Below are 13,161 nucleotides of genomic sequence, written 5' to 3'. Positions count from 1 at the left end.
ATGGCGAGAATAATGGCGATAGATTATGGGGGAAAGCGTACAGGCCTTGCCGTTACTGATCCTTTACAGATCGTGGCAACAGGCCTCACCACCATTGAAACACCGCAGCTTTTCAAGTACCTCAAAGAATATTTCAAAACAGAACAGGTGGAGCTGATCCTCATCGGCTGGCCCACCAACTGGGATGATACCGATACGCACGCCACTCCGCTGGTGCGTAAAGCCATCGAACGGTTAAAAAAGGAATTTCCGCTGATCCCCGTGAAAACGGTGGACGAACGCTACACCTCTAAAATGGCCAAACAGGCGATGCTGGACATGGGCATGAAGAAAAAGGAACGCCGTAACAAAGCCCTGGTGGATGAGATCGCCGCTACCATCATGTTGCAGGAATACCTGCAGCACTTCGGATGATCAGGGCATCCCCTTCAAACAATAACGTTCAGTTAACCTCTAATTGTCAGTCAGTTGCAATTACTGGCCGGGCATAAGCCTTGCAAGGAGTCTCCGGGCGCTTGGCGGAACTGATTTTTGGAGTAAATTTGCAGAATTCACTAATAATCAAGTAATCAAGTAATTAATAAAACAATGATCCTTCCGATAGTTGCCTATGGCGCACCCATTCTCAGGACAGTAGCTAAGGATATCACTCCTGAATACCCGGGCCTGGCGAAGCTGATAGAAGATATGTGGGAAACGATGTACGCCTCCAATGGAGTTGGACTGGCCGCTCCGCAGATCAACCGTGATATTCGTTTGTTCGTGATAGATAGTGCTCAGATCTTCGAGAATATGGATGACGATGACGACGACAGGAAACATAAGGATGCTCCGGGTGTGAAACAGGTGTTCATCAATGCGCATGTGAAATCACTCAATGGAGAAGAATGGGCGTATAACGAAGGCTGCCTGAGCATTCCCAAGGTCCGTGAAGATGTGTACCGTGCTGAAGAAGTGGAACTGGAGTATGTGGATGAGAATTTTGTGCCCCATACCAAAACCTTCAATGGCATCACTGCCCGTGTGATCCTGCACGAGTATGATCATATCGAAGGCAAACTGTTCATCGATTACCTGAAACCACTGAAGAAACGCATGCTGAAAGGCAAGCTGGACGATATTTCAAAAGGCAAAGTTCGCGTTGATTATAAAATGACCTTCCAGAAATAGGGTCAGTATCACTGCATGAAATTTTTTCCGCTCATATCCGTACTTCTGATCAGTGCTGTGACTGTTGCGCAGACTGACAGCACCGTGTTGAAACGAGACACGGTGCCCGTTGTGATCGGGAAAAAAGCAGTCACCCTTAAAGAAGTGGTAGTGCGCAGCAATCTCAATGTGCCTGCCTTTATCGATCGCATCAAAGAGGACACAACCTTCTACAAAGCATTCCGGAATCTCAAAGTACTGGGCTATACTGCGCTCAACGATATCCGCATGCAGGATAAATCCGGCGAAGTGAAAGCCACGCTTAACAGCCGTTCGCAGCAGCATACCGGCAATGGTTGCCGCTGGATGACCGTGCTGGAAGAGAAGACCACCGGAGACTTTTACGATAAGAAGCGCAACTTCAATTATTACACCGCTGAAATGTATGCCGGGCTTTTCTTTGCGCGGGACACTGTTTGTGGCGAAAGCAATATTGTGAAAGGCACCAGCTTCACCATGGAAGGGAAATCCGGTATCGAGAAGCATAAGGAGCAGCTTAAAATGCTCTTCTTCAATCCCGGTAAGAAGATCCCGGGCATCCCATTTATCGGCAATAAGATCGCCATTTTTGAAGAAGGCGCAGCCGAGCGGTACGACTTCACCATCGATATGAACCTCTTCAACGGCGTGATGTGTTATATCTTCAAAGTAACGCCCCGTGCGGATCTCAGCAAGTCTGAACGTGATCAGATAGTGATCAATGAAATGACCACCTGGTTCGATATCAATTCCTGGGATATTGTGGCCCGCAATTATGATCTCAGCTACAAAGCTGGCGTATACGACTTCGATGTGCACATGGAAGTGGAAATGACGAAGTTCGAAGACCTCATCGTACCTAAAGTGCTCCGGTATAATGGTGGCTGGAATGTGATCTTTAAAAAGCGCGAGCGAGGCGTTTTCACAGCTACATTATTTGACTTTACCAGGAAGTAACAGGCAGTGCCCAGTCGCTCGCGTCCCCGCGAGTGACTTATATTCCTTCGCCTCCGGCGAATCTTATTTCAACAATTTTATAGTAATAGCTATCTGCCCCAGGTGATACACATCATGATCCAGTAGCCCTTCCAGCAAAAAGCGTTTTGTGTATCTCTTATCAGTTGTCAGCTGATCCAGGAAAGTTTCTTCTTTGGTTTCCAGTAACTGTACCAGATCGTTAACTGCCGAATAGAAATCAGTTTTCAGTTTTTCCCAACCAACCTTCTTTAATGCTTCATTGCTTTTCCAGTTCTCCGGGCTGTTCATGGTGAGCTGTGGAAGCGCACCCTGCAACTGCCTTATTCCTTCACGTTTCCATTCGATGGAGTGGGAGATCAACTCTGCCACGCTATGCAGTGCCGGCAATGGTTTGGTGAAAGCTGCTTCGTCAGTCAGCTGGTCGATCTTACTGCGGAAGCCATCCCCGAACCAGGGCTCTTCGCTGATGATGTCCAACTGATGTTTGACGAAATGCTTAATCATTAGTGATGATCTTCTTTACTGTTGCATAGTTGCGCCATTTATCGATCAGCTGCTGCATGTCAGACGGGATCTGGCTTTCAAAGCTGATAGGCTGGCGTGTGCGAGGGTGAGTGAAACCGATGGTGCGGGCATGCAGTGCATGCCGGGGACAGATAGCAAAGCAATTGTCTACAAACTGCTTGTACTTGCTGAACACGGTGCCTTTCACGATGCGGTCTCCTCCGTATAATTCGTCACTGAAGAGGGGGTGGCCGAGATGTTTCATGTGCACGCGGATCTGATGGGTGCGGCCTGTTTCCAGTACGCATTGAATCAGGGTTACGTAGCCCATGCGCTCCAGCACTTTGTAATGGGTGATGGCTTCTTTACCATACTCTCCGTCCGGGTATGCATCAAAGATCTTGCGGAAGCGCTGGTGGCGGCCGATATGTGCCACAACCGTGCCGCTGTCTTCAGCTACATCACCCCAAACGAGGGCCACGTACTGGCGGTGGATGGTATGATCGAAGAATTCTTTGGCGAGACTGCTGGCTGCTTTGCCGGTTTTGGCTAGCACCATCAGGCCTGAAGTATTTTTATCGATGCGATGCACCAGCCCGAAACGGGGCAGTTCATCGGTATTGAGCTCTTTGTTCTGCTGCAGCAGGTACCAGGCCACGCCGTTGATGAGGGTGCCGCTGGGGTTGCCGCTGGCGGGGTGTACTACCAGTCCAACGGGTTTATTGATGATGAGGATATCCTCATCTTCGTACTCGATGTTGAGGGGCATCTGCTCAGGGATGATGTCTTCGCCCTGTACTTCCTTGTCGGAATACACCACGATCTCCTCGCCTGGCCTGATCTTGTGGTTGCTCTGCACCTGTTTGCCGTTGATGAGTACGCGGCCGCTTTCGATGGACTGCTGTACTTTATTGCGACTGGCATTCTCGATACGGGCTACCAGGAATTTATCGAGGCGCATCGGCTCCTGACCGCGGTCCACCACCAGGCTGAAGCGCTCATACAGTTCTTCCGAACCGTCCTGGTTGTCTTCCAACTCATTCAATGCGTCTTCGTTCAGATTTGTAGTCATACGAGAAATAGCGAATTTCCGCAAAGGTAAGGTTTTGGAAACTTACCAGAATTTCCACCAGGGTTTCTTCTTTTCATTCTCCGCCTCCGCTATCAGTTTCCAGAAATCCTGGTTGAACACATGGCCGGTGGTTTCCTCTACCAGCATGTGTACATACGGATAAAGCGCGTCTTCAGACCCGTTCTGAAAGCGTTTGAACACTTTGATGATGGGAGAGCATTCCACGCCGTTCGGCAACCGGAGGAATACATTCAGTTCAGCCTGGGGATCCTCATCGTCTGTGATCCACTCCGTGCCTTGAATATTGCGGATTACGGTTTCCCCGATATAGGAGCCCATGGAAAAAAGTATGGCGCCAAAGCCTTTTTGGGGAAGGCGCCCTCCCTTTTTGGGCTCGCCATTGACCATGTTGGCGGCAAAAAAGCGGTCGATTTCCATAATGGAATCGAAACTGTAATCCAGTTTGTATCCATCGGAAGCAAATGCGCGGACGATCCAGTCGGACTGGGATCTGATATCTTCAAGTAAAGTAGCCATAACAGGAAAAAGAATAAATGTAATAATATCATTTTTATTCCACTGACGATATATAACCTGCGCTTGTCAATTATCAATTTTTTGTAATTCTGGAGCAAGGGTATATTTTTGCCGGACCGATAGGATAATTTTATGATATGTAGCCCTGTCCGGAATTAAGTCCAGACCCCTCCAATCTCCTGAAAGCCTCCATCCAGTCTCCTGAAAGCTTCGATCCAGTCTCCTGAACAGCCTTAATCCTTACAAACCCCTCAACATGTTCCGAAAATTCAGCCCGATTATCACACTGCTTGTATTGCTGTGCCTGTCCTTCAGTGCCCGTGCACAGGTTGAAGTGACAGCCAGTGCCGGATTGGCTACTGCTACCTATTCCACCTTAAAAGAAGCTTTCGACGGCATCAATGACGGAACACATAAAGGAGCTATAACCATCCTGGTGGATGGTTTTATTGTGGAAACAGCACCGTCGGTCCTCAATGCCAGTGGCAGCGGCGGCAGCAATTTCACCAGTGTGCTGATCCAGCCGCGGAGTTCCACGATTATTACAGGGGATGTTTTCGGAAATCCATTGATCACGCTCAAAGGCTCCAATAATGTTACGATCGATGGTTCTGTTTCAGGGACTGACACCCGGGACCTCATAATAGAAAATACTTCTGCTACCGCCAGCAATGTATTATTGATAGGTTCGGTGGGTACCACACCCATCAACAACGTGACAATAAAGAATACAATGCTGATCAATGGCACCAATACCACTACTGCCGTTTTCCTGGGAAATGCAGCCAGCCTGGGCTTGCCCGGCTATTTCAGTAATATCACTATTCAGAATAACAGCATAACCAAGGCTTATATCGGTATTTATGCTTACGCTGTGGTTGGTCCACTGGTGAATGATCTTAGCATCCTTGAAAATGATCTGAACAGCACAGATGCTGAAGCTATCAGAATGGTGGGCGTTTACGCGCAGGGCGTTGATGGCCTGGAGATCCGCAATAATAATATTGGAAATTTTGATGGAACCGATCCGGAATACGACAGGGCCATATGGCTGGCTACGGCTACCAAAAACACTGTTGTAACAGACAATACCATTTCAGGAATGCATTACACAGGCATGACTTCCCATGCACCGGCCGGCCTTACTATTTCCACTGGTATCGCCAATTCGAATATTGTGATCAGTAATAATTCCATTACAGATCTTTCAAGCAGCGGCACCTATTTGCCAATGGGCATTTTTGTTTACAGTTTCATGTCGGACCTTCTGATAAGAAATAACAGGATCAGTAATATCAGAAACCTGAATGCTGCGGGCTATGGGGCAGCAGGAATTCATCTGGCGCCATCCAGTGCTTCTGCCAATTTCAGGGTGTACAACAATTTTATCCGGGGCATCACTTCTTACGGTAAGAATGGCTCAGGAGTGAATGATAATGCAAACGGGATTGTGGTGGATGACGGTGGCGGCATTTCCATCGATTTCAATACAATTGCCATGAACGCCAATCCTGTATTTACCGGATCACAAAGGAATGCGGCTATGCTTATTACGAGTAATGTTACGGCGGCCGGCAGTATTCAGATGCGCAGCAATATCTTAGCTAACCTGCAGACCGTGGGTGATGGCAATAGCGCTCCGGCTTTTGTTCTCGCTGCCAATACCAATGTACTGGGCGTTTCGGATTTCAATATTTTTCACAGTGCAAAGGGAAATCTTCTTTTTAATGGAGTTGCCAACTCTGCAACTATTTCCGGCTTGCAGGCTGCACTCGGTAATAATGCCAATTCATTAAGCGTGCTTCCTGTGTTCCTCGGAACGGATGATATCCACCTGAATCCGGGAAACAATACCGCGCTGGAAGGAAAGGGGCAACCTGTTGCCGGAATAACCACGGATATCGATGGGGAAATCAGGGATGCCGCCGCACCCGATCCGGGTGCAGATGAATTTGTTTTCTGCCCCGCGCCCGTGATCACTGCTGATCCTTCACCACTTTCATTACCGCTGGGTGATGCCGGCTCTTTCAGCATTACTGCAACCGGTGCAGCTCCCATCACTTATCAATGGCAGGTGAGCCCGGCAGGCTCAGGCGCACCGGTTTTTACTGATCTGGTGAACGATGGCATATATGATGATGTCAATACTGCCACACTAAAGATCCTGAGTGCAGATATTTCCATGAACGGAAACCTTTACCGTTGCATGACCAGCAATGCCTGCGGGGTGAATATTTACAGTACCCCTGCCGTTCTCACTATTACAAAGATGAGCCAGTCGCTCACCTTTGATGCCCTTACAGATGGCAGTACAATTACCAGAACTTATGGCGATCCCGATGTGAATGCAGTTGCTTATTCAAGTGCTTCACTGATGGTCACATATACAACGGGTGATCCGGCTGTGGCTGTTATTGATGCAGCAGGGCAGGTAACCATCACCGGTGCAGGCACCACTACCATCACTGCTTCACAGTCAGGAGATGCAGCATATCTGCCCGCAACCGATATCAGTATCACTATTGTGGTGAACAGGCTGGATATTACTGTTTATGCGGACAGGCATAGCAAGACCTATGGTGATTATGATCCTTCGTTCTCTTATACTGTCAGTCCGGCATTGATAGGTGCTGATGTTTTCACCGGTTCTTCCGAGCGGGCACCTGGTGAGAACGTAGGTACGTACGCCATTGAGCAGAGTACCCTCACAGCCGGCAACAACTATAACATGACCTTTTATGGAAATATTATGGAAATACTGCCGCGTGAACTGACGGTCACAGCAGATGACCAGATCCGTGATTACGGGGCACCCAATCCGGCATTGACGCTCACGTATTCCAACTTTGGATTTACTGACGATGAAACAGTGCTTACCCGTCCGGTAATGGTATCCACCATCGCCAGCAGTAACAGTATTCCCGGTGATTATCCTATTGACCTCAGCGGAGCTGCATCCCGCAATTATACCTTCGTTTATGTTCCTGGTAAACTTACTATCCGTCCTGTTCAACTCCAGGTAGATCAGCAACCCAATGCTGCCACTATCTGCGCAGATGAAAGAGCCAGTTTCAACACCGCAGTTACGGTAACCCCCGGTGTTGCACCTGTGGATTACCAGTGGCAGTACAGCGTCGACGGTATCAATGGATGGCAGGACCTGTCGCAAGGCCATTCTGCGACCTACAGTACAAGAGCGAATTCCACTACAGGATTTATCCGCTGTAAGTTCACTGTGCCGGGCGCAGACTTCTATTCCGATCCGGCGCCACTCAATATCAATCAGCTTCCTGTGATCAGGGTAAATAAATCGAACGATATAGATTGCGCATCAACCAGCGCCAGGCTGCTGGCAACAGGTGGTGTCAGCTATCTGTGGTCCCCTGTAAGCGGACTTGATAATCCCGCCATTGCCAATCCGGTAGTTACAACTGACAGGTCAACCAGCTACCTGGTAACAGGAACGGATGCAAATGGCTGCAGGAATACGGCGCGTATAATGGTGAACGTTATACCGAGGGAATACAACGTACCTAATGCTTTCACTCCTAATAATGATGGTAAGAATGATTGCTGGGGCGTGAGTAAATGGCAGAAAGTAACGCAGTTTTCGGTTACCGTCATGAACCGGAATGGTGTTCCTGTTTTCCAGTCGAATGACGTTAGCAGGTGCTGGGATGGTACTTTCAAAGGAGAGCCGCAGCCCTCCGGTAGTTTTGTATATTATATCAGGTGCGTCACTCCCTGCGGTGCGATTGAAAGAAAGGGATCTTTCGTATTGATACGATAAATCCAAATGACTGAAATTCAGGATTGTGCCCTGATTCTGCTACCTGCCATCCGAACCATCCAAAGCAGTATCTTTGCACCATGATCCCCGTTATTTTTCAGGACCTCGGAAATATGCCCTATCAGGCAGCCTGGGATTACCAGGAGCAGTTGCTGAAGCAGAAAGTGGAACAGAAATCAAAAAGGTTTGCCCCTGCCACCACTGACGAAGAGATGCAGGAAGAAGCCCCCATTACACATCACCTGCTGCTGGTGGAACATCCGCCGGTTTACACGCTTGGCAAAAGCGGGAAGATGGAGCATGTGCTGATCAGTGAGGAGGAGCGTCAGGATAAAGGCATTGAATTCTTCAAGATCAACCGGGGAGGAGATATCACTTTCCACGGACCGCAGCAGATCGTAGGGTATCCCATACTCGACCTGGAACAATTCTACACGGATATCGGTAAATACTTACGCAACCTGGAAGAGGTGATCATTCTCACCCTGGCGGAATACGGATTGAAGGGTGACCGGTCTCCCGGAGAGACCGGTGTATGGCTTGATCCTGGTGATATTACGCGCGCCCGCAAGATCTGTGCAATGGGCATCCGTTGCAGCCGCTGGATCACCATGCATGGATTTGCGTTCAATGTAAATACCGATCTGGATTATTTCGGACATATCGTTCCCTGTGGTATAGAAAACAAAGCCGTTACCAGCCTGGAAAAAGAACTCGGTTATGCGGTACCGTTTGAAGAAGTGAAAGAGAAAGTGAAGAAAAACTTCGAGCGTATTTTCAACGTACAGTTACAATAAGATCAGGGTGTGCCCGGTAGCTCGCCAGAGGCGAGCAAATAGTTGTCAATCGCGGGGACGCGAGCGACTGGGTACTGCGGAATCAATTCTAAAAATCCTTCGGAACAAACACTTTGTGGGTTTCCTTCAGTTTGTCTTCTTCATACAGTTCAAACCTGAACCAGCCCGAACGGAGGAAAGTTACTTTATCGATGATCAGCAGCGGATCTTTCACCTTTTTGATATGGAAGATGGGCTCGCCGTTATCATCAAAGAATTTCACTTCGTAATCCTTCCTGAGTGCATCATAAAGATCGATGATCACATTGCCGTCTTTATCCGTATACACATAACGGGAAGGCTTATAGATCTCCCTTGCTACGAAGGGGCGCAGCACAATAGTGTCCAGGTTCTTGAAGGCCATCGTGTCTTTGGTGCGGTAAACGATGGAGTCCCTGAATTTGCGGAAATTCTTTTCGGGTATATTGAATAAAATGGAATCTTTCTTCTTTACTATGAAATAACGTTCAGGTGCTTTGGGAGGCGGGGGCGTTGCAGTGGCCGGAGGCATGGTACCCGCTGGTTTGGCAGGTTCTTTTTTTACGGGCTCTTTGGTGGCTTCGCGAAGTTCTGCTTTCAATTGCTCCACTTCTTTCTGGCTCATATTATCGGAGGCCACGATACGGCGGTTATTGTTTTCGCCGGTGAGAGAGTACTCTTTCGAGTCGGGCTTTGCGCCTGCGGTATCCCAGTAGGGGCGGGAAGCCGCACTGAACAGGTATTTTCCGTCTTCCAGCACAATGAACAACCGGTAGAACATATTCTGTGCGGGTGCTTTTGTATCCACAAATCCATTCTGGGGAACGGTTGGGTCAGGCACATTGAGGATGGTGCGGAAACCTTTGGAACTGTCGAATGAACGCTGAATGCTGATCTGAGAAACAGTGGTGAAAGTGTTTGTCCAGCTGATGATAGCCTTATTGTATCCCCTGGTGGTTACGGTGAACCGGGGCAATGTATCCTGCGCGAAGGCGGATGAAGATAACAGCAGCAATAACGGAACCCACAACCTGTTCATGTAAACTATAACGTGTGTTTTAATTTCTAATTATGAAGGTGCAAATATAATGATCGTATCATTGTCAAAATCCCTGCCATTAATAGAGCAATGTTCCGGGCGGCAGGGACCGGTTACCCTGTAAGCCACCACTATGTATCAGCAGCAGCCTGCTTTGAGAGGGGAAAAAACTTTCCGTGGCCAGGGAGCTTATCCCATACAGCAGCTTGCCAGTATACACGATATCAGTGGGAATGCCTGTCTGTTTCCATACACGGTTCATGAAATCGGTCAGCACAGCGGTCTTGCGGGCATAGCCCCCGAAATGGAACTGGTAAAATAATCTGTAGCCAGAATGAGGGGCCCAGGTCTGCAGCATCGTTTCCAGGCTGTTATGAGCCGTATTGGCGAGTTTGAGGCTGCTGATGCCCAGCACCTGTTGTTGTGGATTACTTGCCACAACCAGTCCGGCCATCATGGTGCCTGTTCCGGCTGCACAGGCAATATGCGTGTATGAAGGCAGTTCAGGTACCAGTGAAAGGATCTCGCTGGCCCCTCGAACACCGGCTTCACTGTGACCTCCCTGTGGCACCAGGTAATGGCCAGGGAATCGTTCCTGCATGCTTCGGTGCAGGGTGGTTTCATCAGCATACTCATTCCTGCTTACAAACACCAGCTGCATGCCTGAGTCCCTTGCATCCTGCAATGCTGGAGATAGTACAGCAGGAATTTCTCCGCGAACAATACCAACAGCTGTTAGTGAAGCTGCGGCTGCTGCCCCGGCAGTGGCCACCAGGTGATTGCTCCATGCGCCACCGAATGTTAGTAAGCCTTTGTAACCTTCGTCCAGTGCGGATTTCAGGTGATACTTCAGCTTGAACCATTTGTTGCCGGAGATCACCGGATGAATGAGATCGAGGCGAAGTATATCCGCCCTGATGCCTGAGGTAGCAAACTCAGGAAGCAGTAAAGGCTGTACTACCGCTTTATTTTGATCAATCGATTGATGTGGAGATTGTTTCAAGTAATTTCTAATATCGCTTATTTTTATATTTTCGTGCGTGAATTTATAAAACAAACAGACAAACAAACATGCAACCTACACTTTTGATCCTCGCAGCCGGAATGGCCTCACGGTATGGCAGTATGAAACAGATACAATCATTCGGGCCTGGTGGCGAAACCATCATGGACTATTCAATTTATGATGCGATCCGTGCCGGTTACAAAAAAGTGGTTTTCATCATCCGTAAAGAATTCAAACAAGACTTCGCTGATATTTTTGAGCCAAGGCTCAAAGGAAAGATCGAGATCGATTATGTATACCAGGAAGTGGCCGAAGGCCGAACCAAACCCTGGGGAACTGCACAGGCGATCCTCTGTGCCAAAGACACCATCAAAGAACCATTTGCTGTGATCAATGCAGATGATTTTTATGGTCGTGATGCCTTTGAGAAATCTTACAAATTCCTTACTTCAGATGTGAAGTCTGATGTGTATTCGATCATCGGATATGAGCTGCTGAAAACCCTTTCTGATAATGGTACTGTAAACCGTGGTGTATGCCAGGTGGATGGCAATGGCAACCTGAGCGCTATTGCAGAAAGACTGAACATTCAGCAGAAAGATGGCAAGATACTCACAGACGATAACCTGGAGCCTAAAGAACTGCCCCTGGATTCAAGCGTGAGCATGAACTTCTGGTGCTTTGATCCCGCTGTTTTCACTTACACGGAGAATATGTTCAAGGAGTTTGCAGCTGCCAACAGCGGCAATCCCAAAGCTGAATTCTTCATTCCCCTGGTTGCTGACCAGTTCATCCAGGATAAGGCGGGTGTGATCAGGGTGATCCCCACGTCTTCCAAATGGTTCGGCGTAACTTACAAAGAAGATGCTCCTGAAGTTAAAGAGGCCCTGGAAACCCTGGTGGCTGCAGGTGAGTATCCTCCCGCACTCTGGAAATAAGCTATTCCGATAAACAAAGAGCCCCGTAGCATTACTGCACGGGGCTTTTTACTATCAGAGCTAAAACGGAAACTTTACAAGAAATGCAAACAAGAAGTTTGATCAGTAACTCTTTACCATGAACACACAATCCTCGATCTTTTTGATCTGCTGCACACGGTCCATTCCTTTGATCTGTGTGTTGTAGGGAAGCTTCAGGCTTTTAAATGCGGTGTCTTCCTTTTTAATCGTTTCGAGTGTACGGATAATATTTTTAGCGGTGAGGGCAAATACCACGCCTTCAGCCTGTTTCAGTCTTGTATTGATGATGCCGATCACCTCGCCGTTCTTGTTGAAAACGGGGCCTCCCGAGTTACCGGGATTGGCGGGTACACCTATCTGGCAGGTAAGGGTATCTCCATTGTAACCGGTCTTGGCACTCATATAACCTTCGTTGTACACGATCTCTTCACGGGGGAAACCAAGGGTGAAGAGCGGTTCTCCCAGGTCTGACCCGCCTTTACGGAAGGAGTAGGGAAGTACATTATGCATCTTGAAATCATCATCGCTCACTTTGAGGATGGCGATATCTGAATTATAGTTCACGTAAGCGGTCTTGGCGCGGAATTCCTGGCCTTTGTTGTTCTGCACTACAAAGGTGGTCCCACCCTTGATCACATGCGCATTGGTTACCAGGTAGCCCTTGCCATCGATGAGGAAGCCGGTACCTCCGGAGATGAGCTCGGCATTTTGCGGAGCTTTGGAGATCTTGGCATTCACTTCATCCAGCAATTCATTTTTCTTGGTGGCAACTTCCATTTTGAACTCACGGCGCAGCTGCTGCAGTTCAGCATTGCTGGCTTTGCGGGTATACCAGCTCACACCGCCGGCGATCAGCACAGTAGTGATACCGGCAATAGAGGCGGCCACGGCCATTACTTTCTTGTATTTGCGGAGGATGGATACTACGTTTGCTTTTGGTTGCTGTTCCCTGATCTCACCGGCGTCTGCCAGCTGATGGTGAACATCCTGGAGCGTGGCTTTGAAGTCCTTCCAGTCACTGAACTGATCCATCTGCTGCAGGAACATGGTATGTTCCACCACCAGCTGATCGATATCAGGATTGGATTTGCGGAGCTGCTCAAAATGCGCTCTTTCTTCCTGCTGCATTTCATTGCGCAGGTAGCGTTCGATAGCATCCATCAATTGTACATCTTCCATCACAGGTTATTATTGTTTTTGTATGCGCTGAAGAACAGTTTCTTCAAACGCATTAAACATTTGTATTTCTGGTTCTTGGCATTATCGGCATTGG

12 protein-coding genes are annotated in these 13,161 nt (G+C 48.4%); 6 read left to right on the top strand and 6 right to left on the bottom strand.

The features are described 5' to 3' along the window. From ruvX to ACTHMC_RS14835, 3 genes are all read left to right on the top strand, one after another. The gene (gene ruvX / locus ACTHMC_RS14845; protein ID WP_440414155.1) at nt 1-414 is read left to right on the top strand and encodes a Holliday junction resolvase RuvX; all 414 of its coding nucleotides are present in this window, start codon (nt 1-3) and stop codon (nt 412-414) included. 174 nt (nt 415-588) lie between these two features. Beyond that, nucleotides 589-1,170, top strand: a complete 582-nt coding sequence (def, locus tag ACTHMC_RS14840) for a peptide deformylase (RefSeq protein ID WP_440414153.1) — start codon at nt 589-591, stop codon at nt 1,168-1,170. A 15-nt stretch (nt 1,171-1,185) separates the two neighbouring features. Next, nucleotides 1,186-2,145 carry a hypothetical protein gene (locus ACTHMC_RS14835; RefSeq protein WP_440414152.1) on the top strand — a complete coding sequence of 320 codons (960 nt, stop codon included), beginning with the start codon at nt 1,186-1,188 and terminating at the stop codon, nt 2,143-2,145. Between the two features lie 63 nt (nt 2,146-2,208). On the opposite strand, the gene ACTHMC_RS14830 is transcribed toward ACTHMC_RS14835, so the two are convergent. Genes ACTHMC_RS14830 through ACTHMC_RS14820 form a run of 3 tightly spaced genes read right to left on the bottom strand, consistent with a single transcriptional unit; the run spans nt 2,209 to nt 4,279 of the window. Then, nucleotides 2,209-2,670 (bottom strand): DinB family protein, encoded by a 462-nt coding sequence (locus ACTHMC_RS14830; RefSeq protein ID WP_440414150.1) that lies wholly within the window; start codon nt 2,668-2,670, stop codon nt 2,209-2,211. Then, nucleotides 2,663-3,742: an RluA family pseudouridine synthase gene (locus ACTHMC_RS14825; RefSeq protein WP_440414148.1), complete on the bottom strand. Its 1,080-nt coding sequence runs from the start codon at nt 3,740-3,742 to the stop codon at nt 2,663-2,665. The genes ACTHMC_RS14830 and ACTHMC_RS14825 overlap by 8 nt, the downstream gene beginning before the upstream one ends. Before the next feature lie 42 nt (nt 3,743-3,784). Next, a complete protein-coding gene (locus tag ACTHMC_RS14820) occupies nt 3,785-4,279 on the bottom strand; it encodes a hypothetical protein (RefSeq protein ID WP_440414146.1) in 495 nt (164 codons plus the stop codon). Nucleotides 4,280-4,535: 256 nt separating this feature from the next. Between ACTHMC_RS14820 and ACTHMC_RS14815 the strand changes: the two genes are divergently transcribed. Further along, nucleotides 4,536-8,069, top strand: a complete 3,534-nt coding sequence (locus ACTHMC_RS14815) for an MBG domain-containing protein (RefSeq protein WP_440414144.1) — start codon at nt 4,536-4,538, stop codon at nt 8,067-8,069. Nucleotides 8,070-8,149: 80 nt separating this feature from the next. Further along, the gene (lipB, locus tag ACTHMC_RS14810) at nt 8,150-8,866 is read left to right on the top strand and encodes a lipoyl(octanoyl) transferase LipB (protein WP_440414142.1); all 717 of its coding nucleotides are present in this window, start codon (nt 8,150-8,152) and stop codon (nt 8,864-8,866) included. Nucleotides 8,867-8,954: 88 nt separating this feature from the next. On the opposite strand, the gene ACTHMC_RS14805 is transcribed toward lipB, so the two are convergent. Beyond that, entirely contained in the window at nt 8,955-9,923 is a 969-nt protein-coding gene (locus tag ACTHMC_RS14805) for a hypothetical protein (RefSeq protein ID WP_440414140.1), read from the bottom strand. Between the two features lie 79 nt (nt 9,924-10,002). Further along, complete coding sequence (locus ACTHMC_RS14800; protein ID WP_440414138.1) at nt 10,003-10,926, bottom strand: 1-aminocyclopropane-1-carboxylate deaminase/D-cysteine desulfhydrase; 924 nt, start codon at nt 10,924-10,926, stop codon at nt 10,003-10,005. A 68-nt stretch (nt 10,927-10,994) separates the two neighbouring features. Between ACTHMC_RS14800 and ACTHMC_RS14795 the strand changes: the two genes are divergently transcribed. Beyond that, on the top strand, nt 10,995-11,867 hold the full coding sequence (locus ACTHMC_RS14795; RefSeq protein ID WP_440414137.1) for a nucleotidyltransferase family protein: 873 nt from the start codon (nt 10,995-10,997) through the stop codon (nt 11,865-11,867). A gap of 102 nt (nt 11,868-11,969) precedes the next feature. On the opposite strand, the gene ACTHMC_RS14790 is transcribed toward ACTHMC_RS14795, so the two are convergent. Further along, a complete protein-coding gene (locus ACTHMC_RS14790) occupies nt 11,970-13,067 on the bottom strand; it encodes a S1C family serine protease (RefSeq protein ID WP_440414135.1) in 1,098 nt (365 codons plus the stop codon). Nucleotides 13,068-13,161 lie beyond the last annotated feature (94 nt).

This window comes from Pseudobacter sp. (assembly GCF_051955275.1).
Taxonomy (GTDB): domain Bacteria; phylum Bacteroidota; class Bacteroidia; order Chitinophagales; family Chitinophagaceae; genus Pseudobacter.
The sequence above is the reverse complement of the archived record's forward strand: the minus strand, read 5'-3'. Positions and strand labels throughout refer to the sequence as shown.

Bases quoted from the DNA above. Each gene is read 5' to 3' on its own strand.
- ruvX (WP_440414155.1), top strand. From the start codon at position 1: ATGGCGAGAATAATGGCGATAGATTATGGGGGAAAGCGTACAGGCCTT.
- def (WP_440414153.1), top strand. From the start codon at position 589: ATGATCCTTCCGATAGTTGCCTATGGCGCACCCATTCTCAGGACAGTA.
- ACTHMC_RS14835 (WP_440414152.1), top strand. From the start codon at position 1,186: ATGAAATTTTTTCCGCTCATATCCGTACTTCTGATCAGTGCTGTGACT.
- ACTHMC_RS14830 (WP_440414150.1), bottom strand. From the start codon at position 2,670: ATGATTAAGCATTTCGTCAAACATCAGTTGGACATCATCAGCGAAGAG.
- ACTHMC_RS14825 (WP_440414148.1), bottom strand. From the start codon at position 3,742: ATGACTACAAATCTGAACGAAGACGCATTGAATGAGTTGGAAGACAAC.
- ACTHMC_RS14820 (WP_440414146.1), bottom strand. From the start codon at position 4,279: ATGGCTACTTTACTTGAAGATATCAGATCCCAGTCCGACTGGATCGTC.
- ACTHMC_RS14815 (WP_440414144.1), top strand. From the start codon at position 4,536: ATGTTCCGAAAATTCAGCCCGATTATCACACTGCTTGTATTGCTGTGC.
- lipB (WP_440414142.1), top strand. From the start codon at position 8,150: ATGATCCCCGTTATTTTTCAGGACCTCGGAAATATGCCCTATCAGGCA.
- ACTHMC_RS14805 (WP_440414140.1), bottom strand. From the start codon at position 9,923: ATGAACAGGTTGTGGGTTCCGTTATTGCTGCTGTTATCTTCATCCGCC.
- ACTHMC_RS14795 (WP_440414137.1), top strand. From the start codon at position 10,995: ATGCAACCTACACTTTTGATCCTCGCAGCCGGAATGGCCTCACGGTAT.
- ACTHMC_RS14790 (WP_440414135.1), bottom strand. From the start codon at position 13,067: ATGGAAGATGTACAATTGATGGATGCTATCGAACGCTACCTGCGCAAT.